At 37.6% G+C, this 23121-nt stretch carries 28 protein-coding genes; 13 read left to right on the forward strand and 15 right to left on the reverse strand.

The window, feature by feature from the left end:
* Positions 1-26: 26 nt before the first annotated feature.
* The 3 genes from ACA100_RS07030 to trxA form a co-directional block, all read right to left on the reverse strand.
* Positions 27-860, reverse strand: coding sequence for a tetratricopeptide repeat protein (locus tag ACA100_RS07030; RefSeq protein ID WP_481076998.1), 834 nt, complete (start codon positions 858-860; stop codon positions 27-29).
* Between the two features lie 127 nt (positions 861-987).
* Positions 988-1494, reverse strand: a complete 507-nt coding sequence (gene tpx, locus ACA100_RS07035; protein ID WP_481076999.1) for a thiol peroxidase — start codon at positions 1492-1494, stop codon at positions 988-990.
* A 138-nt stretch (positions 1495-1632) separates the two neighbouring features.
* Positions 1633-1956: a thioredoxin gene (gene trxA, locus ACA100_RS07040; RefSeq protein ID WP_077928900.1), complete on the reverse strand. Its 324-nt coding sequence runs from the start codon at positions 1954-1956 to the stop codon at positions 1633-1635.
* A 170-nt stretch (positions 1957-2126) separates the two neighbouring features.
* Between trxA and ACA100_RS07045 the strand changes: the two genes are divergently transcribed.
* From ACA100_RS07045 to ACA100_RS07075, 7 genes are read left to right on the forward strand one after another with little or no spacing between them, the layout of a single operon-like run.
* Positions 2127-3608 carry a DEAD/DEAH box helicase gene (locus tag ACA100_RS07045; protein ID WP_481077000.1) on the forward strand — a complete coding sequence of 494 codons (1482 nt, stop codon included), beginning with the start codon at positions 2127-2129 and terminating at the stop codon, positions 3606-3608.
* Entirely contained in the window at positions 3595-3873 is a 279-nt protein-coding gene (locus ACA100_RS07050) for a hypothetical protein (protein ID WP_481077001.1), read from the forward strand. The genes ACA100_RS07045 and ACA100_RS07050 overlap by 14 nt, the downstream gene beginning before the upstream one ends.
* Entirely contained in the window at positions 3870-5057 is a 1188-nt protein-coding gene (locus ACA100_RS07055; RefSeq protein ID WP_481077002.1) for a class I SAM-dependent methyltransferase, read from the forward strand. The genes ACA100_RS07050 and ACA100_RS07055 overlap by 4 nt, the downstream gene beginning before the upstream one ends.
* Before the next feature lie 13 nt (positions 5058-5070).
* Positions 5071-5571, forward strand: coding sequence for a YcxB family protein (locus tag ACA100_RS07060; RefSeq protein ID WP_481077003.1), 501 nt, complete (start codon positions 5071-5073; stop codon positions 5569-5571).
* Positions 5564-6328 (forward strand): TOBE domain-containing protein, encoded by a 765-nt coding sequence (locus ACA100_RS07065; RefSeq protein ID WP_481077004.1) that lies wholly within the window; start codon positions 5564-5566, stop codon positions 6326-6328. The genes ACA100_RS07060 and ACA100_RS07065 overlap by 8 nt, the downstream gene beginning before the upstream one ends.
* A 36-nt stretch (positions 6329-6364) precedes the next feature.
* Positions 6365-6856 (forward strand): Imm30 family immunity protein, encoded by a 492-nt coding sequence (locus ACA100_RS07070; protein ID WP_481077005.1) that lies wholly within the window; start codon positions 6365-6367, stop codon positions 6854-6856.
* A gap of 26 nt (positions 6857-6882) precedes the next feature.
* Positions 6883-7500, forward strand: a complete 618-nt coding sequence (locus ACA100_RS07075) for a GDSL-type esterase/lipase family protein (RefSeq protein ID WP_481077006.1) — start codon at positions 6883-6885, stop codon at positions 7498-7500.
* Here ACA100_RS07075 and ACA100_RS07080 read toward each other — a convergent pair.
* Positions 7497-8111, reverse strand: a complete 615-nt coding sequence (locus ACA100_RS07080) for a LysE family translocator (protein WP_481077007.1) — start codon at positions 8109-8111, stop codon at positions 7497-7499. The genes ACA100_RS07075 and ACA100_RS07080 overlap by 4 nt on opposite strands.
* Before the next feature lie 115 nt (positions 8112-8226).
* Between ACA100_RS07080 and ACA100_RS07085 the strand changes: the two genes are divergently transcribed.
* The gene (locus ACA100_RS07085; RefSeq protein WP_481077008.1) at positions 8227-9096 is read left to right on the forward strand and encodes a LysR family transcriptional regulator; all 870 of its coding nucleotides are present in this window, start codon (positions 8227-8229) and stop codon (positions 9094-9096) included.
* Here the strand turns inward: ACA100_RS07085 and ACA100_RS07090 are convergent.
* Genes ACA100_RS07090 through ACA100_RS07100 form a run of 3 tightly spaced genes read right to left on the reverse strand, consistent with a single transcriptional unit; the run spans position 9086 to position 10870 of the window.
* Entirely contained in the window at positions 9086-9379 is a 294-nt protein-coding gene (locus ACA100_RS07090; RefSeq protein ID WP_481077009.1) for a heavy-metal-associated domain-containing protein, read from the reverse strand. The two genes, ACA100_RS07085 and ACA100_RS07090, sit on opposite strands and share 11 nt — an antisense overlap.
* A complete protein-coding gene (locus ACA100_RS07095; protein WP_481077010.1) occupies positions 9376-9681 on the reverse strand; it encodes a hypothetical protein in 306 nt (101 codons plus the stop codon). The genes ACA100_RS07090 and ACA100_RS07095 overlap by 4 nt, the downstream gene beginning before the upstream one ends.
* 43 nt (positions 9682-9724) lie before the next feature.
* Positions 9725-10870, reverse strand: coding sequence for a transglutaminase family protein (locus ACA100_RS07100; RefSeq protein ID WP_481077011.1), 1146 nt, complete (start codon positions 10868-10870; stop codon positions 9725-9727).
* Positions 10871-11256: 386 nt separating this feature from the next.
* On the opposite strand from ACA100_RS07100, the gene ACA100_RS07105 reads away from it, so the two are divergent.
* Entirely contained in the window at positions 11257-12225 is a 969-nt protein-coding gene (locus tag ACA100_RS07105) for a DMT family transporter (protein ID WP_481077012.1), read from the forward strand.
* A gap of 80 nt (positions 12226-12305) precedes the next feature.
* Here the strand turns inward: ACA100_RS07105 and ACA100_RS07110 are convergent, their stop codons facing one another.
* The 6 genes from ACA100_RS07110 to ACA100_RS07135 form a co-directional block, all read right to left on the reverse strand.
* On the reverse strand, positions 12306-12437 hold the full coding sequence (locus ACA100_RS07110; RefSeq protein WP_481077013.1) for a DUF2474 domain-containing protein: 132 nt from the start codon (positions 12435-12437) through the stop codon (positions 12306-12308).
* Positions 12437-13429, reverse strand: coding sequence for a cytochrome d ubiquinol oxidase subunit II (cydB, locus tag ACA100_RS07115; RefSeq protein WP_481077014.1), 993 nt, complete (start codon positions 13427-13429; stop codon positions 12437-12439). The genes ACA100_RS07110 and cydB overlap by 1 nt, the downstream gene beginning before the upstream one ends.
* Positions 13429-14763, reverse strand: coding sequence for a cytochrome ubiquinol oxidase subunit I (locus ACA100_RS07120; protein WP_481077015.1), 1335 nt, complete (start codon positions 14761-14763; stop codon positions 13429-13431). The genes cydB and ACA100_RS07120 overlap by 1 nt, the downstream gene beginning before the upstream one ends.
* A gap of 145 nt (positions 14764-14908) precedes the next feature.
* On the reverse strand, positions 14909-16327 hold the full coding sequence (locus ACA100_RS07125; protein WP_481077016.1) for an aminotransferase-like domain-containing protein: 1419 nt from the start codon (positions 16325-16327) through the stop codon (positions 14909-14911).
* A complete protein-coding gene (locus ACA100_RS07130) occupies positions 16324-17334 on the reverse strand; it encodes a phosphatidate phosphatase App1 family protein (protein ID WP_481077017.1) in 1011 nt (336 codons plus the stop codon). The genes ACA100_RS07125 and ACA100_RS07130 overlap by 4 nt, the downstream gene beginning before the upstream one ends.
* 9 nt (positions 17335-17343) lie before the next feature.
* Positions 17344-17988: a hypothetical protein gene (locus ACA100_RS07135; protein ID WP_481077018.1), complete on the reverse strand. Its 645-nt coding sequence runs from the start codon at positions 17986-17988 to the stop codon at positions 17344-17346.
* Between the two features lie 108 nt (positions 17989-18096).
* Between ACA100_RS07135 and ACA100_RS07140 the strand changes: the two genes are divergently transcribed.
* From ACA100_RS07140 to ypfJ, 3 genes are all read left to right on the forward strand, one after another.
* On the forward strand, positions 18097-18525 hold the full coding sequence (locus ACA100_RS07140; RefSeq protein ID WP_481077019.1) for a PACE efflux transporter: 429 nt from the start codon (positions 18097-18099) through the stop codon (positions 18523-18525).
* A gap of 1 nt (position 18526) precedes the next feature.
* On the forward strand, positions 18527-19687 hold the full coding sequence (locus ACA100_RS07145; protein ID WP_481077020.1) for a hypothetical protein: 1161 nt from the start codon (positions 18527-18529) through the stop codon (positions 19685-19687).
* A 75-nt stretch (positions 19688-19762) separates the two neighbouring features.
* A complete protein-coding gene (gene ypfJ / locus ACA100_RS07150) occupies positions 19763-20626 on the forward strand; it encodes a KPN_02809 family neutral zinc metallopeptidase (RefSeq protein WP_481077021.1) in 864 nt (287 codons plus the stop codon).
* A 201-nt stretch (positions 20627-20827) separates the two neighbouring features.
* On the opposite strand, the gene ACA100_RS07155 is transcribed toward ypfJ, so the two are convergent.
* Complete coding sequence (locus tag ACA100_RS07155; protein ID WP_481077022.1) at positions 20828-21034, reverse strand: hypothetical protein; 207 nt, start codon at positions 21032-21034, stop codon at positions 20828-20830.
* Between the two features lie 90 nt (positions 21035-21124).
* A complete protein-coding gene (locus tag ACA100_RS07160; RefSeq protein ID WP_481077023.1) occupies positions 21125-21736 on the reverse strand; it encodes a TetR/AcrR family transcriptional regulator in 612 nt (203 codons plus the stop codon).
* A gap of 159 nt (positions 21737-21895) precedes the next feature.
* Between ACA100_RS07160 and ACA100_RS07165 the strand changes: the two genes are divergently transcribed.
* Positions 21896-23104, forward strand: a complete 1209-nt coding sequence (locus tag ACA100_RS07165; RefSeq protein WP_481077024.1) for an MFS transporter — start codon at positions 21896-21898, stop codon at positions 23102-23104.
* The last annotated feature ends 17 nt before the right edge of the window (positions 23105-23121 follow it).

Genomic DNA, 23121 nt, shown 5'->3' on the forward strand with positions numbered 1-23121 from the left:
CAAGGGTTTTTGTATTTATTCGTCTATTATAAATACTCAGCTATCTTTGAACTAATAGGTGAGTACAGTGATAGAATTTCAATTAATATGGATTTGTTATATTTAGTGCAAACTTTCTCATTTTGCTTTTTACTTTCATAACAAATTTTTCTATATATTTCTCTTGCTTTTGAATAATCTCGATTCGTTCCTTTACCTTCAAAATACATATCAGCAAGCTTAATGTAGTCATAACTTGAATTACTTGTTTCAGCTGCTAGTTTGTACCATTTAAAAGCTTCAGCATAATTTTGTTGTATACCTTCACTTTGTTCGTAGATTTCTCCAAGAGCTATCTGAGCATCATTATGACCTTGATTTGCAGCTAATGTTAGCCATTTAATAGCATGATCATAATTTTGATCGACCCTATTTTTTCGTTTATATGGATTACCTTTTTTATACATCTCACCAAGGTAATATTGCGCGTCATCATATCCTTGCTCTGCTGCTAATTGATACCATTTGATAGCTTCTATGTGATTATCCATGGAATATCTCATTACTCTTCCAATATGAAATTGTGCATAGTAATTACCTTGATTGGATGCCAATGTTAACCATTTTAGTGCTTCTTCAGAATCTCTTTCTATAATCATACCGTCATCATACATAACACCGATGAGAGTTTGAGCATAAGCATCTCCATTATCTGCTGATTGTTGGTATAGTAATATTTCTTCTAAATAATTTTGTTTGTTCTTATCTTTTTTATATATTTCCAAGAGCACATCTGATGGATCAATATTTTTTTGTAGTTCAGTTATATCTTGAGCAACGCTAAATTTGAATAGTAACAATAAGGTGATGATGTATTTCATTATTTGCCTATATTTTGAATTTTTTTATTTATATTTTGATTAAAATCGAGCTAGCATATAAAGTATATTTTTAAAGTGAATAAAAGGCAGATTTCTCTGCCTTTTTTCACATCTTTCTACTAGAAAACTACAACGACTTTGCAACTTCCAATGCTTTGTCATAATCAGGTTCGTTTGTCACTTCCTGAACATATTCAACGTGGCGGATGATGTTGTTTTTATCTAATACAACAATACCGCGTGCCAATAATGCTAAGCCTTCGATTTCAAAGCCGTATTCAACACCAAAATCATGTGTTTGGTAGTCAGATAATAGATTCTGATGAGTAATGCAGTTTTCATCTGCAAAGCGTTTTTGTGCAAATGGTAAATCCACTGAGATTGTTAATACTGCAACATCTGCCAATGCTTTTGCTTCTTCTTCAAAACGCTTAGTTTGAATTGAGCAAACGCCAGTATCGATCGATGGCACAACGGAGATGATTTTAATTTTTCCGTCAAAATTATCCAAAGTGATAGGATTCAAACCAAGATCAACCACTCTAAAGTTTGCGCCTTCTTGTCCAACAACTGCTTCTGTGCCCATTAATGTGATTGGGTTGCCTTTCATTGTAATGCTAGATCTTTGTGACATTGTCATCTCCTTGAGAATCGTTCAATAGCGGAAAGCTTTTAGGATTATAGATGAAAAATGATGCAATAGAAATTTCGGGTATTTAAGATGCAAAAAAGGCAGATTGCTCTGCCTTTTGAAACTTCGTAATATTTGCAATTAGATGTTTTTGTTGATGAAAGCTTCTAATGCAGCTTTTGGAATTGCGCCAACTTGTGTATCAACAACTTCACCGTTTTTGAAAATCATCAATGCAGGGATTGAACGAATTTGCAATTGAGTTGCGATTGCTTGGTTGTTTTGAACATCCAATTTCACAACTTTCAATTTGCCTGCAAATGTTTCAGCAGCTGCTTCAACGTGAGGTCCGATCATTTTACAAGGACCGCACCAATCAGCCCAGAAATCCACTAAAACAGGTAGATCTGATTGCAAAACTTCAGCTTCAAATGTAGCATCTGTTGCATTAACGTAATTACTCATGATAAAACTCCTTAAAATAATTTATAATAGACAATTTTAGTCTGTTATTTAAAATTCTGGTTTATTAAAACGGAATTAGTTAGAAATAACAAGCATAGTTTGTATTTAAAGTTTAAACGCTTTCAGTAAAAATTGTTTATTACACATTTCAATCAAAGGTCAAGATACACATGGCAAAACCAGAATTAAGTCAAATAATGTTTAAGGATTTACCGCTCGATGAATCTTTGCAAGAAGCGTTAGAAGATAATAATTATGTGCAATGCACACCGATTCAAGCTCTATCTTTGCCACTTTTATTGGCAGGTAGAGATGTAGTTGGCCAAGCACAAACGGGCACGGGGAAAAGTGCGGCGTTCTTATTGGCAACCTTGAATCGTTTGATGACGGTTCCTGTGGTGCAAGGTAAACGCGGGCCTTTTGCCATCATTATGGCGCCAACGCGCGAATTAGCGATCCAGATTTATGAAGATGCAGAGATGTTAGGCCGTTACACAGGTTTAAAATTCAGCTGCATTTATGGCGGTACAGGTTACGAGAAACAACGCAGTGATTTAGCATCCGATGTGGATGTGGTGATTGGTACAGTTGGCCGTATTTTAGATTTCTATAAGCAAGGTGAATTGAATCTTAAAGAGATCGAAGTTGTGGTGTTGGATGAAGCGGATCGCATGTTTGATTTAGGTTTTATCTCAGATATTCGTTATTTGTTCAAAAAAATGCCAAGTGTCACAGAGCGCCAAAATCTATTTTTCTCAGCAACATTTTCTCAGCGCGTTTTAGAATTAGCGTATGAGCACATGGATATGCCAGAAAAAGTTCAGATCGAAGCGGACAATGTGACGGCAGATAAAATCAAGCAATATCTTATTCATGTGGGCTCTCCAGATAAGATTTCATTGCTATTTGGCGTATTGAAAAAAGAACAGCCAACACGCACGATTATTTTTGTTAATACAAAACGAGCAGCAGAAGAGATCTCTAATTACTTAGCAGCGAATGACTATAAAGTGGGTGTGTTGTCAGGTGATATTCCACAAAATAAGCGCGAGCGTTTATTGGGTGATTTCAAAGATGGCAAGATTTCCATTATGGTGGCAACGGATGTCGCAGCACGTGGCTTACACATTTCTGATGTAACGCATGTCATTAACTATGATTTACCACAAGATGTGGAAGATTATGTTCATCGTATTGGCCGTACAGCGCGTGCTGGGGAAGAAGGTACAGCGATCAGTTTTGCATGTGAAGAATATGTATATTCATTGCCAGATATCGAAGAATACATTGAGATGAGAATCCCGACGATTCAGTTGGAAGATGATTTATTGGTTGAGCCTAAAAAGCCAAGTAGAAATCAGTCGTCAAATAAATTTCGTCAAAATCAGAATCGTAATAAGCCAAGAGCTGAAAAAACAGATAAAACTGATAAGGCAGATAAAGAACCTGTATTTATCGTAGAAGATGCAGTAGAAGCGGCGCCTACGGAAGACAATATGAATGAAATGGTTCAATCGGCAGAAGATAAGATCGAACGTAAATTTGAAAAACGTCGTCGTCCACGCAACATGCACACGCGCGGTCGTAGCAAATCGCATCAGCGCAATAATACACAAGCACCAACAGAAACTGGAGGTAATGGTGAAGCTTAAATTATTAACATCTTTATTAGTGGGTTTATTAGTTGTGGGTTGTGCAAATGCACCGATTCCAGATGATCAGAAATCAGCTTATAACGGCACAGGCGAAATTACTGCGGTGGTTTTGCGTGATAATAATCAGCAGGAAGTGAGTGTTAAAATTGAAGGACAAGGCTACGTTGTCGTCATGTTGAAAGAAGCACAAGATCTTTTTCCAGGGCAGAAAGTCCGTGTGAAAAGACAAGCAGGTGGTTATGGTGAGGTTGCTGTTCAATGAGGGTTGAGTTAGATCTTCCTGAGTTAACAGACGATGAGCGCGCACATAGTGCGCGTTTAGCGCATTTGTTGGTTGAGAAAATCAAAGCTAACGGTTCGATCCCATTCAGTGAATATTTTGCGGAATGTTTATATCATCCTGAGTTGGGTTATTACACGGGCGCTTTACCAAAGTTTGGTCGTACAGGCGATTTTGTAACAGCACCGATGATCTCACCATATTTTTCCTATTGCTTGGCGAATCAAATCGCAGAGATTTTAGCATTGTGTGAGTCGCCTGCCATTATGGAAGTGGGCGCAGGTACAGGTGTGATGGCAACAGATATTTTAACGCAGTTAAAGAAGATCAATGCATTGCCTGATCACTATTATATTGTGGAAATATCACCAGTTTTGCGTGAAAGACAGAGAGAAAATATCGCAAAAGTTCATCCTGATCTGATTGATCGTGTGGTTTGGTTGAATGAAGCACCTAAAGAAGCGTGGCAAGGTTGCATCATTGGTAATGAAATTGTGGATGCTCTTCCTGTGGAACGCTTTACGATTCACAATGGTGAAGCTTATTATGCTGATGTTGGTTATGATGAATCAATAGAGCAGTTCATCACCGTCGCTAACCGCCAAGATGATCAATTAACGCAGTTTATGGCGCAACTTGTTGAAGCTAACATTACATTGCCTGATGGTTATTTAAGTGAGTTTTGCCCAATGGTGAAAACATGGCTCGCTGATTTAACGCAATGTTTAACCAAAGGCGCAGTGATATTGTTGGATTATGGTTATAGTCGTCAGCAATATTATATGGCTGAGCGCGTAGAAGGCACGTTGATTGCTCACTTTAAACATCGTGTTCACAACAGCTGGGAGTTGTTCCAAGGCTTGCAAGATTTAACGGCCAATGTGGATTTCACGTTATTGGCAGAAGCTGGTTTAGAAGCAGATTTAGATTTCCTAGGTTACACATCGCAAGCATATTTCTTATATGGTAATGGCTTGGAAGCGATGCTGACAGAAGCTAAAGCGCAAATCAGCGATGAAATGGCGTGGTATAAAATCGCACAAGCGATCCAGATACTTGTTTTACCAGCTGAAATGGGTGAGCGCTTTAAGGTGTTAGCTTTAGGTAAAAATATCGAAATAGAGCCGCAAGGATTTGAGTTGTACGACATGAGTCAACAATTATAAAACGAGGAATAGCATGAATATTAAAGTTGCTTATATCGCAACATTGGAAGAGTATTATCATGCCGATGAAGCTTTTCGTCAGGCTTTGAAGAAAAACTCAGTGGATTTATATGTGCAGATCGCTTTATGGATCATTGCAGTAGCTTTTGTGATGATCGGTCAATTTTTCTTGGGCGGCACCATCGCAGTGATTGCCTTTATGTTGCAACAAGGTTATGCAAAGCGTTGGATTGTGCGTCGTAATTTTTACAAAATGGTGAATGCTGGCGAAACAGAGTCGTTGATATTTTCACAAGAGCATATTGTGTATGAATGTGGGATGGTTTCAGAAACGATTGATTGGGATGATTATGCAGCGTATTTAGAAACGGATGAGCTTTTTATGATCTTTTATAATGGCTCGGATCATTATGCGATCATCCCCAAAAGAGCGATGAAAGATGATGCAGAAATTGATCAGTTGCGTCAGCTTTTTATTCGTCAATTAGCGAATTATGAGGTGGATAATGCTTAATTTTGAAGGTGATTTACGTTTAACTGCGGAAGGTGTTCATTTTGGTAATCCGCAACAAATTAAATTGTTGAAAGAGATTCATCATACAGGTTCCATCACTCATGCCGCTAAAGCTGTTCCCATGAGCTATAAAGCAGCTTGGGATGCGATTAATAAAATGAATAATTTATCTTCCGAGCCTTTGGTGATTCGCGTCGCAGGTGGAAAAGGTGGCGGCGGAACATGTTTGACAGAGCGTGGTTTGCAATTGGTGCAGCGTTTTGATCTCATTGCAGAAGCGCATTCTGCATTTTTAAAGAGCATGAGCCAGTATTCACAAAGTTTTGAGGATGATTTGAATCTATTGCAACAGTTACGTTTTCAAACGAGCGCACGCAATCAATTGTCTGGTAAAGTGATCAAAGTGGAATCTTTTGGGATTCATGATGAAATCTATTTTGACATCGGTGCTGACAATATTTTAAAAGCATCCATTACGGATGAAAGTACAAAATTATTGGATATTGAAGAGAATGGGCGATTCATTTTGCTCATTAAAGCACCGAATGTGGCTATTGTGCCTCATACAGAAGATAACTGCATTGTGGGTGAAGTGATTTCTCATAAATCAGATAAAGATGGTGCTGAAGTGACATTGAAAGTGGGTAATCAGACGGTTGTTTCCAGTAATATTCATGCTGATGTTAAAGCCATGAAGGAAGGCGATTCTGTGGGCATTCAAATTGATCCTAAAAATATCATTTTAGTGAAGGTTTAATGCATACATGTAAAATTAAAAGGCTGATTAGTAAATATGCAATTGATTGAAAAAATTTCTAAAGTTTTTGAGTTCGATATTGAAGTTGATCGAGAGTATTTTGATCAACTATTAGAGGATTGCTATTTATCTTCTGAAACAATGAATATGAAAATATTGTTATCAATGTTCAATGATGAATCTTCATTCCCCGAACTACAATTTGAATTATTGAAATTAGTGGAATATTTAACACTCAAGGATCATTCATATTTATATAGTTTTTTAGAATTTATTTATGTTTTATCTGATAAAGCTAATGATTGGGCAGAGACTTTCTTTTATCGTATATTAAATACAGAAAAAGATACATCAGCCTTGATGGATGCGTTATCTATCATTCAAAATATGGAATCAAAAGCATATATATTGAAAATAATTAGAAATATTCAATCTCATGATTTAAATTCGAATATTAGTCCAATTGTGAAAAAAGGCAGAATAAATAGACAAGTTAATCTCCAAAAATTATTAGATTACTTGTCATAAATATTATTTTAGTGAAGGTGTAGGGAATGAGATATCTTTGGGTGTTGTTATTAAGCTTTGTCGTGATGGCTTGTGGTGATCAACCACAGCGTTATGATCGTTTGCCTGCCAATGCAACAGTTGTGGCATTTGGTGACAGCGTAACATTTGGCTATCAAGTCAATCCCAAAGATTCCTATCCTGCGTTATTGGCAGATTTATCCTATTGGAATGTGATCAATGCTGGTGTTGTGGGAGAGCGTGCGGATGAAGCGAAAAATCGTATTGATTCCGTGTTGGTTGAGCATCAACCACAGTTGGTCATCATTGAACTAGGTGGTAATGATTTCTTGCAAAGGCGCAATGCTCAAGCAGTCAAAGAGGATTTAAGAGCCATCATCCAAAGTGTGAAAGCTCATGGTGCCATTCCTGTATTGGTCGCCGTACCAGCATTGTCGCCCGTTGCTGCCATCACAGGAAAACCTAGTGATGCAGATATTTATCAGGCTTTGGCGAAAGAAGAGAAGGTTAATCTCATTTCTGATCTGTTTTCAGACATTTTAGGGCAAGAAAATTTAAAGCAAGATCATGTTCACCCAAATCAAGCAGGTTATAAAGTTCTGGCAGATGTCATTTATAATGCTTTGACCAATATGGGGCTTTAAGCAATATCCCAGAATAGCAATGATAATCCAAGGCCGATTAATAACACACCGATGACTTTATCCATGAGAAATTGATGGTGCAATATTCGTGAGCGGATCACTGGGGATGAAAAAAATAGGGCGATTAAACTAAACCAGAGTAAATGGGCAAAAGTGATGAATAGCCCAAAACTGAAATTACGCCAAAGGGATTGTCCTGCATCGATCACTTGCGTATAAACAGAGATCACAAAAAACATGGTTTTGGGATTCAATGCATTGGTTAAAAAGCCATTTTTAAAAGCCGCCAAAGTCGATGGTAACGCTATATTGTTGCCCTCGATGGTCAGTTGCTTCGTATTAGTGAATGATTGAAAACCGATATAAACGAGATAACCAACACCTAATAATTTAACGATTAAAAAAAGCATCGGTGAATTTAAAATAATGACAGTGATGCCAAAAATCGTATAAAAAACGTGAACTTGTACACCAATGGCAATGCCCAAAGCGCAGAGTAGACCTGTTTTAATGCCATATGCATAACTATTGCGTGTGACCATAGCGAAATCTGGTCCAGGACTAATGACAGCTAAAATAGTGATGGTTGCAAAGGTGATGATTTCATTCATAAATTGTGATCCATTTTAATCTTGATGCTATATAAGAACTACATTATCTAGCGATTGAAAGGATATGAAAAACAATTTATTCTAACGGTTATCTGTCAGTTTTCGTTACCTATTTATGAAATTACCACCTTTAACATCCTTACGATTTTTTGATGCGGCTGCACGCGAAGAGAGTTTTGTCAAAGCGGCTGAATCTCTGCATGTCACACATAGCGCAATTAGCCGACAAATTCGTTTATTGGAAGAACATTTAGGTTGTGAATTGTTTGAGCGTCGTAATCGTGCTGTATTTCTCACAGAAAAAGGGCGATTGTTGTTCCAAACTACAACGCATATATTTTCAGAGTTAAGTGATACTGTCATTAAATTGCAGGAACCAATTGAGTCGTCAACGGTGAGTGTTTCCTGTGAGCCAACCATTGCCATGAAATGGCTCATTCCTAGATTAATGAATTTTTATGCTCAACATCCTGAAATTACAATTCATTTAGTTGCTGCTGGTGGTTCAATAGATTTTACAAAAACTCATGTAGATATTGCGCTGCGCCGCAACGATTTCCAATGGTCGGATGATATTTATGCTTTAAAGATATGTTCAGAACGAATGGGCATCGTTCAACGATCAGAAATTAAGAAGCCATTCGCTGATTTAACATTGTTGAGTACGGCTTCTCGTCCGATGGCTTGGCAAACATGGCAAGGTATCATGGGAATTAATCTTCAAGAGAATAAACAGATCATTTATGAACATTTTTATTTATGTATTCAAGCTGCATTGGCTGGGCAAGGTGCTGCATTAGCCTCATTTTTAATGGTGACAGAAGAAGTGCTTTCAGGGCAACTGATTGCATCAGAAGGATTCATTGAAGATGGTTCTGCTTATTATTTGTTATCACCTAAAGCCATTCAAAAAGGCAGTCATATCGATATTTTTACAGAATGGCTTTTGGCAGAAGTGAAAGAGAGCATAAAGCTTACTCAATAGGCTCAATTTGAGCAATTTTCCCTGTATAACCTGTTTTTTTGATCGCCTCTAGCAGAATATCTGTGTTTAATTCTTTGGGTGCAATCACTTCTACGCTATGTGTTTTCAATGATGCTTTAGCTTTAATCACACCTTCAGTTTTACGCAGAGAATGATTAATTGAAGTGACGCACAATGAGCATGTCATATCTTCTACATCAATCGTAATTTTGACATCTTCTGCCATAGAAAATGCTGCCAAAAAGATTATAAATATTAAGGATAATTGTTTAATCAAATTCATTCTAATAACTCCAACAGCCAAGGCAATACAAAAGGATAAGACAGCATGAAAATCACCAATGGTAATGATAAAAAATAGAGAATGATGAGATGTTTGCGCTGTAATCCGCCACTGCATAATGGCTTTTTAGACAAAAATAATTTGTGTGTGATGAGCACAATAAAAATGACAGAAAGCCCAAGCATCGGCCACTGTAACCATGTGAGTTTGGATAAGCCCGATAAGCTTGCCGCGGAAACGCCAAAGACCAAATAGATCAATGGCGCTAGGCAACATAAGCTAGAAGCAACGGCTGTTGTCATAGCCGCTGCTAAAAAGCCTATAATCCCTTTAGATGATATGGAATTATTGCTCTTGTGATTCATAGTTATACGCAAATACTTTAGGATCGTAATAGTTCAGTGGATCACCATCCACTTCAGCATATGGATAACCAAAGTTATTCATTGCTCCTTGTTCCGTTGCAGGATAGATGTCAAAATCACGGCCAAAGTTAAAGCCGATCCAGTTCATTTCCCAGTTACCAAATAGATATTCATCGATGAATTGAACATCTGGATCATTGTGTGCTTTATTTTCAGCTAAACGCATTTTAGTGACATCGGCAGGATCCGCAGGCACCCAACCAAATCCTGCTAAATAGAACATTGCACGACAATGTTGCGCACCAGTGATGTTAGATAAGCCATTAGCATCTGCACCACCAAATGCTGTTTTGGAATATTTCTCTAATTTATGACTTTTGCCTACGCGAATGCCAAACATTTCTCTTGCAGGAATACCAGCTGCACGAGCAAGTGCAACAAATACAGAGTTAATATCTGTGCATTTACCGCTTAAATTACCACTTTCTAAAATTTGTTTCACATTGCCTAAACCGCAACCAATGACACTATTATCACGTTTCATATTAGCGCTGACCCATTTGTGAATTAAACGCGCTTTTTCTAAAGGATTAGTTTCATTGCCCACAATTTTATCTGCAGTTGCTTTAACAATGCCATCTGTTGCAATTTGCTCGCTGGGTTCTAGGTAAATCAATACTTCCTTTGGATAATGGATCGTTTCAGGTGCTTCATAGTGATCCAATAAACCTTGTGCCGCAATTTCCCAATCTAAAGTTTCTACTTCCATTGTAATGGTAATGTTTGGATCTTTAGTTTCAGGTTGCCATGTGACAAACAGTGTTTTAACACCAAAATCATTATTGGCATTGATATTGCTATCATCATAATTGCCTTCAATGTTTAAGCTGATCAATCGTTGGAATACAGTATCTTCTGGTAATGGAATCCACAATTTTGTTGTACCTTCTGAACCCAGTGGTGCAATTGGTGTATGTTTCTGTGTGATGGTGAAACGACGACGCTGATTTTTCAGTTCAGGAATCGTGATTGTATTACCGTTCGTGTTTGCAAAAGAGAATGTGGTTAAAGCCATTAAACCAGCAACAGAAGTGGCTGCCGTAGTGAAAAATTCGCGTCTTTTCATAGTCGTTCCTTAAGTCGTTCAATATTCAATGTGAGAAAGCAATTTTTAACAGGCGTTAAAAAGTCTGAAAGTGTTACGACAAAAAAGTTAACAGGTCGATTTTGCCTTAGACACTCTCACTTGCCTCTAAACTAGAGACTATTGTGCTGAGTCACTTTTGATATGAATGGATACGATTCATGGAAAAGAAAGTTTGTTCAATGTAAGAGAAGCATTGTAATCACTATAAACTCGAAAAACAATACATCTAAAAATGTGGTCAAAATATTTTAGTGTATTAAACAAAGCATGAAGTAAGTCATAAATATCGTATGACGAATTAATCATAATCTGCTAATTAATAGTGTGAGGATATAAAAACTACACAAAGTAGAGAAGGAGTAGATGTGGTTAATCGAGGCAATCTAGGATTCATAACGCTACTGTTGGTGGCAACTTTCTGTATGGGATCATCATTTCCCACAGGCAAATTCTTAATTTCAACAGAATCATTGCCATCATTTTTCTTGGGCGGTGTACGCTTTGTAGTGTCAGGCATGATTGTCTTAGCCATTTGTCGTTATCAATATGGTTTAGCAGGTGTGATTCCAACATTTCGAGGTTCGATGTTCTTTGGTTTTTTGAATGTTTCCATCGTGGGATTACTACAAACGGCGGCAGCCATGGGATTTTTAAATCTAGCATTGATGCGCATTGATTCAGCTTTAGCATCAGTTCTATTTTTTACAAATCCGTTATGGGTTTTGATTTTGGCGCATTTCACGAAAATGGAAAGGCTGACAATGAAGCGTTTAGTCGGTTTATTGTTGGGTATTTTGGGCGTTATGTTATGCTTGAAGTTAGGCAAAGGTGGTAATTATTTGGGTATGATCTTTGCACTACTCGGCGCATTGAGCTGGGCATTGTGCACGATCTCTGTCAGAAGCTTTTGCAGAATTGATAGCACACCATTTAGCCTAGCAGGTTGGCAGATGTTGATGGGAGGATTTATCTTATCTGTAATCTCGCTTTCTTCATCAGAATCCTATGATTGGGCACAGTTAAGTGGCTTAGGCTGGTTTAATTTAGCATGGTTAATCATACCTGCATCCATTGGCTCATTTTCATTGTGGTTTATGGCTTTGCAGAAAGGCGGCGTTTCTCAAACTTCTTCATTCCTATTTTTAGTGCCAATGTTCGCTACTGTTTTTGCGATGATCTTTTTAGGTGAAGCATTAACAGTCAAATTTATCTTGGGCTGTTTATTAATCTTTTTGGCGATCTATTTAGTGAATCACACCTCGAAACCGAGAAAAAAAGAAGGAGAAAGCATATCGCCTTCTCCGATTGGGGGAAACAGGGCGCATCCCAATTAGCAAGGGTATCGCATCTTAGATTAAAAAGATGGGACAATAACTTGGGAGTAAGGGGGCTAATTGGGATGCATAGTTCTTAATTAGCTGGTTAATCCCGCGGATGTGAGCATCAGTCGAATGAGGAGCGCAAGGATGAATAATCCACCAACGCCACCGCACCACAATAGAAACATCCAGCCAAGTTGTTTAAGGGTTGAGTTTTTATTAGACATTAGTAATGGCCCTCGGATGAAACCTTTCCGCGAAAGACATAATATGTCCAACCCAAGTAGAGCAGAATGATTGGTAACATCACCAATGTGCCCACAAGAGAGAACATTTGGCTTGCACCTGATGCTGCTGCATCATTAATCGTTAAGCTCGGTGGAATGATGTAAGGGAAAAACATTGTCATGAATCCGATCATGCCTGAACATACGATGCCAAGTGTGAGTAAAAATTTTGTCATATCGCTGACTTTCGTGGCAAATAAGATCACAGCGATGATGAGAATTGCGATGAAGCAAGCTGCAATGATGATTTTACGAGTGATGCTTAAATCATACGAGATATTGCTCGCAAAGTTCATGAATAGGGCGATGAATGCCAATGCAACCATCAATGCCATTAATATGGGTTGACTGAGTTTAGCGAGGCGATTTCTAATACTCGTATGACATTTCATCATTCCCCAATAATTACCAATCAATGCAAAAGCGATCACCAAGCCAAACCCAGTCAAAACTGAAAAAGGTGTGAGCCAATCCATATCTGTACCGATGAATGTTTGACCATTCATATCAAAACCTTGTAAAAATGCACCTGCCATTGCACCTTGCATAAAGCTTGCCACCCAAGATCCGATGATAAAAGCATATGTCCATAAACGCTTATGATTGGAATGTACACGGAATTCAAAGGCAACACCGCGTAAGATTAATGCGAATAACATGATGACAATTGGCACAGTAAAAGCTTCTAAAATCACAGCATAAGCCAATGGGAAAGCACCCATTAATGCTGCGCCGCCTAAAACTAACCATGTTTCATTGCCATCCCAAACGGGGGCAACGCTGTCCACAAACTGATCTTGTTCGGCTTCGTCTTTTAAGAATGGCAATAGAATACCAATGCCCAGATCGAATCCATCTGTGATGATGTAAATTGTCACGCCAATTAAGATCAACGCAGCCCAAATGAATGAAGGATCAAATGTTGTGCTCATTAGTTTGCTCCTTGTTGTGTATCAACGCCTTTTTTCATTAGCTTGATCATGTATAAATAACCTGTGATGAAAACCAATCCATAAACAACGATAAAGCTGATTAAACTGATGCTCATGTGCAATGTACTGTGTGGAGAAACGGCATCTTTCGTGCGGAGTAATCCATAAACCACCCAAGGTTGACGGCCAACTTCTGTGACAAACCAGCCAGCTAGGATGGCGATTAAACCTGTGGGTCCCATTGCAATGACTAAACGAAGCCAATTTTTATTGGTGTAAAACGTCTGTTTTTTACGTTGATATAAGCTGATGACGGCGGTTAATAGCATTAAGCAACCTAAGCCAACCATGATACGAAAACTCCAGAAAACTAATGGTACGTTTGGTCGATCTGCCTTCGGTACTTCTTTGAGCGCGGGTACTTGCTCAGTCAAACTGTGCGTCAAAATTAAGCTTGCAAGTGCTGGGATTTTGATTTCAAAATGGTTCTTTTCCTGCGCCATGTCTGGGATGGCAAAAAGGATCAATGGCGTTGGTTCATCCCCTACATTTTCCCAATGACCTTCCATTGCAGCAACTTTCATCGGTTGATGTTTTAAGGTATTTAAACCATGAAGATCACCTGCTAAAAACTGTAATGGGATTGCTGCCAATAGTAACCACATTGCCATGGAAAACATGGTTTTGTTTTCAGGGCGTTGATCGCCTTTTAATAAGTGCCAAGCGCCGACTGCACCAATGAATAATGCAGTTGTCATGAATACAGCAATGGCCATGTGCACTAAGCGATAGATGAATGATGGATTAAAGACAACGGCGAACCAATCTGTAGGTACCACTTGATTGTTGATGATTTCATAACCTGCTGGCGTTTGCATCCAACTATTGGATGATAAAATCCAAAACATAGAGATATTTGTACCCAGCGCAACCATGCATGTTGCAAAGAAATGCATGCCTTTGCTGACTTTATTGCGACCAAACATCATCACACCTAAGAAACCTGCTTCTAAGAAGAATGCTGTTGTGACTTCATAAGTTAATAATGGGCCTGTGATGCCACCTGCGAATCTTGAAAATTCACTCCAATGTGTACCGAATTGGAATGCCATAACAACACCTGAAACAACGCCCATCCCGAAGTTAACGGCGAAAATTTTGCTCCAGAAGTTAAATAAATTGATGTATTTGGGTTGATTGGTTTTGAGCCATAATCCTTCTAGCACAGCAAGATATGTTGCAAGCCCGATAGTGATGGCAGGGAAGATGATATGAAATGAAACTGTGAATGCGAACTGTATGCGCGCGAGATCGAGCGCTTCTAACCCAAACATGATTTGCTCCTATAACTGCAATGACTAGCACTTTTGGTACGGCTAATTCTACAAGCAGATTGAAAGCAGTACAGATACAGTTTTTATTAAAAAAGCATAACAGTTTGATCAAAATCATTGATATTATGTATATATTAATAAATGATTAACTAAATCCTTTGATAATCATTCCCAACTTTTTCATGGCATTTTCAATTTCAGGATGCCATTCCATGCCGTAATTCAAACGGATACAGTTTTTAAATTTTTGAGACGCTGAAAATATAGGGCCTGGTGCAATACTAATCTTATGTGTTAAGGCTTTTTTATACAGCTCTAGTGCATCCACATGTTCAGGTAATTCAACCCATAAAAAATATCCACCTTTAGGTTCTGTCACCGCAACATTTTTAGGAAAATAGCGTGCAATTGCAGCGAGCATCTGTCTTTGTGACAGTGCCAAAATATAGCGCAGTTTTTGTAGATGGCGATCATAATGATTGCGCTGTAAATAATAGGCAATCGCTAATTGTGCTGGAACAGAAGGGGATAATGTACTGGTGAGCTTTAAGCGCTCAATGGATTGTGTGAATCTTCCGCCTGCGAGCCAGCCAATTCTAAAACCAGGCGATAAGCTTTTAGAAAAAGAGCTGCAATGGATGATTAATCCTTGCTCATCCATGGATTTTAATGAAATGGGCGCAGTTTTGCCAAAGTAGAGTTCACCATAAACATCATCCACAATTGTGGGTAATTGATGCTGTTTGACTAATTGGATCAATTGATGTTTTTTTTCATCTGACAGTGATGAACCCAATGGATTTTGAAAGCTTGTCATCAATACAACGGCTTTAATATCAAAATGCTCAATGGATTCAGCCAAGGCAGAAATGTCCATGCCAGAGATAGGATCCACGGGAATTTCTACGGCTTTAAGTTGTAAGCGTTCTAAAATTTGTAGTGTTGCATAAAAAGCGGGAGATTCTATTGCCACAAGATCACCTGCTTTAGTGACCACTTGTAATGATAAACTCAAAGCTTCCATTGCACCATTTGTAATGATGATCTCATCGGGAGAAACCACTGTGCCGCTAAGGCGATAACAGAGCTCGATTTGTCTTACTAAATCAGGATTACCTGTTGGCATATCCACAATCAATTCACTGGCGCATTGTGTAAAATGGCGCATCGCTTTTGTCATGCTTTGTGTGAGCTCTGCAATTGGAAAGAGCGATGGGCTTGGGAATGCTGTACCAAAAGTAATCGTATCGGACTCTTTATCGTTTTGCAGTGTTGCAAAAATTAAGTCACTGACATTCACTTCTGTCGTCTGTGTGACATTCGTGATCTGTTTCGGTGTTTTTAACGAGCGATTAATTTGTGGTTTGACATAAAAACCAGAGCGATCTTTCGCAAAGACTAAACCTTGTGTTTCTAGAAGATAATATGCCTCAATCACCGTTGCAGGGCTAATACCATAGCGTTTGCTTGCTTGGCGAATGGAGGGTAATTTTTCAGAACCTTTGAGCGTGCCATTACGAATGAGCTCAATGAGTTCGCTGGCAAATTTTTCATATAACTTCATGGATGGATAATGGTGAGTTGATCATGTGGGAAATCTTGATAACGCGGGCTATCTTTTGCTTCATTGGTGACATTACGAATGTAAATGGCTTCGATGCGATCAGGATAAGTGCGATGGAGGTCAAGATAAATTTCGGGATCATTTTCACCTGAATCACCGAGTAAAATCAATTTTTTATTAGGATAAGCTTCTAATAATTGTGTGATGCTAGAGGTTTTATGAGCAATGGATTCGCTCTTCGATGCAATGACTTGATCCCATGCAGTGCTTTGTCGTAGTTTTAATAAGCCTTTTGGATAGTGATCATCGATGAATTGACTTAAAGTTGGCATTAATTGGATGGGGCTTGAAGAGACATAAGCAAATAATGGCGATGGTAAATCACGTTGAAATTGCTGAAATAGTTCAGGCATATTGGGTGCAATTTTGGGTGGATATAAAAATGTATTGCGCAGCAAAGTTTTAGTATCTAAAACGGAAGAATCTTTAATGGTGTCATCAATGTCCGAAATTATAAGATAGCCACGATCTTCACTATAGAGCGCAAAACCTTGTGCGCGTTCATCGTTTTCTATGGTGAAATGGATGTGATTTTGCGTCATTAATTGTGGCATTTCGGCGAGGCTAAATGTGAATAAATTATGGCTGCGACCAGCGCGATCGCTTTTTGACAATGTTTTGATTGTGCCATCAGAAAATTGGACATTGAATGATTTATTGCGCTCTGAATCCACTTTGAACAGCGCAGTTTGTTGATTGAAATAATCCAATTGATCTTTAGGTAGTTGAGAGCGTTTGATGCCTAAGTATTTGCTTAATACGGTATTAAAGCCAGGGCGGGATTCTTTTTCATAAATCCATACATTGATTTCTACATGCAGTTGATCATTTTTGATATATGCGATGCTCGGTAGGAACATCACATATTCATCTGATTTCAATGGTGATGCTTGTAGCAGTGATGTGAGTGCAGAAATCATAAATAAGACTTTAAAGGTTCGCTTCATTGTTGCCTTTTATTGGGTATAAAAACTTCTTTCGAGATCCGCCATTATCTCATAAGGGACAAAAGTATGACGATTTTCAATGGAGACAGGTTGTAATCGAGAAAAATTACCTTTGGCATTGAGAGTTTTGATATTTTGATCACAGTTTTTCAAATCACCGTGCAAGCTTTTATTGCGTGTATAAGAGGCATTGCCTGTATTGAGATCATAAACAAGTTCTTTAAAATGACAGCCACCATCAAAAGACTTTGAAATATGTTCCACTAAAACCATTTTATTATCTTGAAAACGATATTTATCGGTATATGACCATTTGATTTGACTGCCACCAAAATGGCTGATGACTAAAGTATCATATTCATAGCTCATGCCCATGAAGGGATCACCCATGATTCCACCAGCTTCTGCATCTAAAACGGCTGATTTTGAACGAATCCAAGGAATGAGAGCACCATCTGCCGCAGTTTTATAGATGATGAGTTCTCTTGGTAAACCAAAGTTTTGGTTGCTAGGAGAAGAAACAGTATAAAGCACCATTAATTCGGGTTCTTTATCTTTATCAATGTCTCGCATGTCGGAATCTATCATGACATATTGTCGATCTTCAGCCCAAGATAGCGTACACAACGCAAGAATACACAGTAAAAATCTCATTAACTTTCTCCTTTGAGTGTATCTTTCCTTCAAATTTATAGGGTTATAGTTATCGGTTCATTTGTTCTATAATACAGGAATGTTATTAATTTTATAGTGTTATGAATAATGGCGTTAACTAATGATCGCTCAGTGAAAGAGCGCGTATTTCATGCATGTACTTTTGAATTTTTTGCAATTGTTTTCACGATGCTGATCGGAATATTTTTATTGAATAAACCTGTAGGCTCTATGGGGATTTTGTCTGTATTAATTTCTGTCATTGCTTTGATTCTGAATATTGTATTCAATTGGCTCTTTGATCGCTTATTCCCCTTTGTGAATGGTGAACGCTCAATTAAAGTCAGAATGTTACATGCCATTGGCTTTGAAGGCGCATTGGTGTTATTTACAGTGCCGATGATTGCTTTATTTCTAAAAGTTAGTTTGCTGGAAGCCTTTATGATCGAAATTGGATTTTTGATTTTCTTTTTGTTTTACACTTATGTTTACAATTGGTGTTATGACAAAGTAAGAAAAAAATTGGTGGAGAATTAGAGTGAGTGCTGATGAGAAACTTGATGCAGCCCAGAAAATTTTGGATGAAAGTAAGGCTATTAGGGCTGAGGCTATTGATGTATTGAATGAAAATATTCAATTGAGGGAAGAAATCAATATTTTAGAGAAAGAAGTGTTTGGTAATGCAAATGAGTTGACAGGAGTAATTGCAGAGATTCAATCTATACTTCAGCCTATTAGTACAATTTTAATTATAATAAACTTCATTGTTATAGCTTATATTATTTACAAAGCTTATTTAGATATTAAACATTTAAAAGATTATATTAAAAATAAAGAAGAACTAATATTTAAGCGTAGTATTTTTCTTGGTATGGATATATTTCTAATTGTGCTTTTAGGATTACTGCATATATATGGACCTACAGAGAGATTAGTAGATTTAATGCTTAAAATCATACCCATAATTATGGGGGGAATAGCTTTAACCGTTGGATATTTAAATTTTGCTAGAAAGTCCAATGCTGAATTGGAATATGTAATCAATTTTGATGACTCTAATATTGGTTCTGGAGGAATGAAATTTTCATTATTAAATCTGAAAGATAGAAATATTATTCTCTATGGCTTATACATTGAATTTGATAATGTTTCATTATTATTGCCAAAATCTTACCCATTAACTCTATCTGCATATGCGCATGTAGATATAGAAATACCAAATATTGTAGGATTTAAAATTGAAGATCAGAGCATTAAGCAAGACTTTAAAATCATTAAAAGAAGGTATAATTTTGAAAATTTTTCATTAACTTTAGACCCTATTATGTCAGATTATGATGGTGATCAGATTATAGAACTAATTAGAAATTATGATTACACATTGAAAGCTATAACCAATTTAGGGGTTTATATTGTTAATCGGAAAAATATAGAGTCTATTAATACTGATATTTCATTAAGTGTTGTAACTGAAAGTCAGGTTGCGGAAGAAATGCTAACGGAAGAGTTGTATGGTTTATCGAATAATCCTAATCAGGAAAATATTGAAGCATTAGAACAAAAGTTACGTGGTAAAGAGCGTCCTTATTTTAATGTTGGTATGAGGTTTACTTTAGAGAAACAAGTAAGCTTTAGAAAACATGATGGTAAATATAAAATTTATTCATCTCCGTATAAAAATATGAATATTACAAAGTAAATTATTTGAATTAGCTCATTATTCTCGATCATGTTTTATACTGAATAATTATTGAATTAATTGTAAGAGACACAAATGCGCTGGGAAAATGAAAGACGTAGTGACAATATAGAAGATCGACGCGGTTCAAATCGTAGAAATAATATGGGCGGTTTGCCGATTCCCATCAAAGGTAAAGCAGGCGCAGTTGTTTTAATTGTCGTTTTAGTGGCAGGTTATTATGGTGTTGATTTAACGCCATTATTGAATGGACAAATTCCCCAGCAAGCACAAACACAGCACCAAATACCACAAGACATTTCTCCACAAGAAGCTCGTATGGCGGATTTTACAGCGGCCGCTTTAGGGATGACAGAAGATTTGTGGCAAACTGAATTTAAACAAGCAGGGCAGCAGTATCAAGCACCAAAGCTTGTACTTTACAGTGGACAAACTTCGACTGCATGTGGTTATGGACAGGCAGCAATGGGGCCATTTTATTGTCCTGCTGATTATAAAGTTTATATAGATTTATCATTTTATAATGATATGAAACGTAATTTGGGCGGCGGTGGCGATTTTGCCCAAGGTTATGTGATCGCGCACGAAGTTGGGCACCATATTCAAAACTTATTAGGCATCAATCAAAAAGTGCGAGAAGCACAAAGTCGAGTGAGTCAAAAACAAGCAAATCAACTCTCCGTTAAACAAGAGTTACAAGCAGATTGCTTTGCTGGCATTTGGGGCAAATATGTCAAAGATAAAGGCTTAATGGAAGTGGGCGATTTTGAATCTGCCATGAATACAGCTTCCGCCATTGGTGATGATCGATTACAACAACAAAATGGCGGACGAGTTGTGCCTGATAGTTTCACGCATGGCACATCCAAAGAGCGCCAAGCTTGGTTCAATAAAGGTTTTACTACAGGCAGTATTCAAGCTTGTAATACGTTCAATTAAACATGCAAGATCACTTAGAAGTTATAGCGATAAGCAAAAGATAGATTGAGGTCTTCCTTGAAACAGTTTCCATTTGCAGTGCCAACTTCTAAAACCGCTGAGTGATGGCGATTGAATGTCATGTGTGACCCAATGCTATAATCACACCAATGTTTTTTGATGATATTTGTATGAGTAATGTCTCTAAATTTGAAATTTATTTCAGATTTTTCGATCTGAAATTGTACGCATTTCAATAAAAGTTGTGAAATAGTTGGCTAACATAATGTTTGCCCCTGTTGTCGTTGCATGCGTAAATAGCTTCTTTTTAACAGCAGGATTGTTCAAGGGTGAATTGGGTGGGAATTGAGCATAAGCATAAGATAGACTGAGGCAAGAGAGGGCAAGGATAGTTATCTTTTTTTTCATGTAGTACCTTTATATTTTATTTATTATGTGTTTTGTTTATATAAACTACATTATTAATATATTATATTCTATAATTTTTTATTGATTTAATTAATGCTCAAAAATTTCCCAAGCTTTAATGGCATTGTGGATGATGCGGTTCAATGTTTCTAAATCTGCGCCATCGCAAGCTTTGATGGATAAGCCATTTAAAATTGTAAGATAAAAGTCCAAGATTTCATGAATGGGTGCATTGGGTGCAATATCACCATTTTCGATACCTTGCTGTAATCTTTGCAATAGCAAGGTTTTGTAACTCTCTTTTTTGGATTGTATATTATGTTGCACTTCTTGGATCTGTTTAGAATTGCCCAAAGTTGTCGTGATCAACATACATCCCATGGGTTTATCGGGTTGAACTAAACGTTTGGCGGTATCGTATAAAAACAGTTCAAAAGCAACTTTTGTGGTTTTGGCTTGTTTTAAAATGGGCATAATTGGGCAAGCTTCATTGGCTAAATAGTAATCAATGCATTGATTGAATAATGCAGCTTTATCACCAAAGCTACAATATAAGCTAGGCGCAGTAATGCCCAGCGCTTTAGTAATATCACTGATAGATGTTCCAATGTAGCCATTTTCCCAAAAGAGTAGCATGGCTTTTTCAAGTGCTTGTTCTTCGTTGAAGGCTTTCGGGCGGCCGCGTTTGATAGGTTTAGTCATAATTTGTTGCAATGTACCATTGAGATTAAAGATTATGCTGTTTAAATCTATTTTGTAGTGATCGTTATAAAATAGATTGACAGGCAATTAATTTTCGATAAATAATACCACACTATTTTTATAACGATCGATATAAAAATATTCTCTCACCTTTTTGGAATGGATATGACAATCTCAAACTCTTTTACACACAATGGTAGCTGGCTCGCTTTGCTGTCAGCAACATTCGCGTGCTTCATCATGGTCACTGGCGAATTCTTGGCCATCGGCGTTCTCAATAATATTGCCGATGATTTTCAAATTTCTACAGGCATGGCAGGTTTAACGGTAACGGCAACATCTATTGCAGGGATGATCTCTGCATTATTGATTCCTATCTATACCAAAACGATGGATCGCCGAGCCCTTTTATTAGCATTAATTGTATTGATGATGCTTGCCAATTTGGTGACAGCCTTTTCAAATAACTTCAATATAGTACTGCTAGGGCGATTTGCTTTAGGCATTGCATTGGGTGGATTTTGGGGCGTAGCAGCGGGATTGGTGATTCGCTTGGCACCACATAATTTATCTACATCTGTCGCTGTGACAATATTCTTTTCAGCTGTGACTTTAGTGACTGTATTGGGCGTGCCAGTTGGTTCATGGTTAGCCAACCATTATGGCTGGCGTTTACCTTATATCGTGTTAGCCATTTTGGGCGGGATTGCATTGGTCGCACAGTATTTCTCTTTACCTTCATTGAAGCCATCTTCAACTTTACAGTGGAATGAATTATTGCTCATGCCTATGCATCCCATTGCACGTAAAGGATTAATTCTATTTGTACTAATCTTTTTAGCACACTTTTCTGCTTATAATTATTTCACGGCATTTTTCAAACAATCTATAGGATTTTCGGATGCACAAATTTCAGGCTTGCTATTAGTATTTGGCATTGCAAGCGTAGCAGGGAATGTATTGGCAGGTTATTTAGGTAAGCTTAATGTGCGCTATAATTTTGCTGTGATGGCATTATTATTAACGGTTGTATTCCTAGCATTTTCAGTGCTGAATGTCTCTTTATTTGCTTCCATTACTTTGATCATTTTATGGGGAATTGCGGCAGGAATGGTGCCAGCAAGTATCAATATTTGGATGTATATCCATGTGCCACATTTAACTGAAAAAGGTTCTGCGCTCATCACATTTATGTTCTTAATTTTGATCACCATTGGCAGTTTAATGGGTGGATTTGTGATGGATACATTCAATGGTACGACATTAATGGCAGCGATGTTAATCATCACAGCTTTAGCATTTTTACTGGTATTTACAATGACAAGAGGATTAAGTAATCGTTGTGTCAATGAGTGTCAAAGCTACTAATGCATGATCAATAGTAT

This window comes from Wohlfahrtiimonas sp. XWW7, from assembly GCF_056716055.1.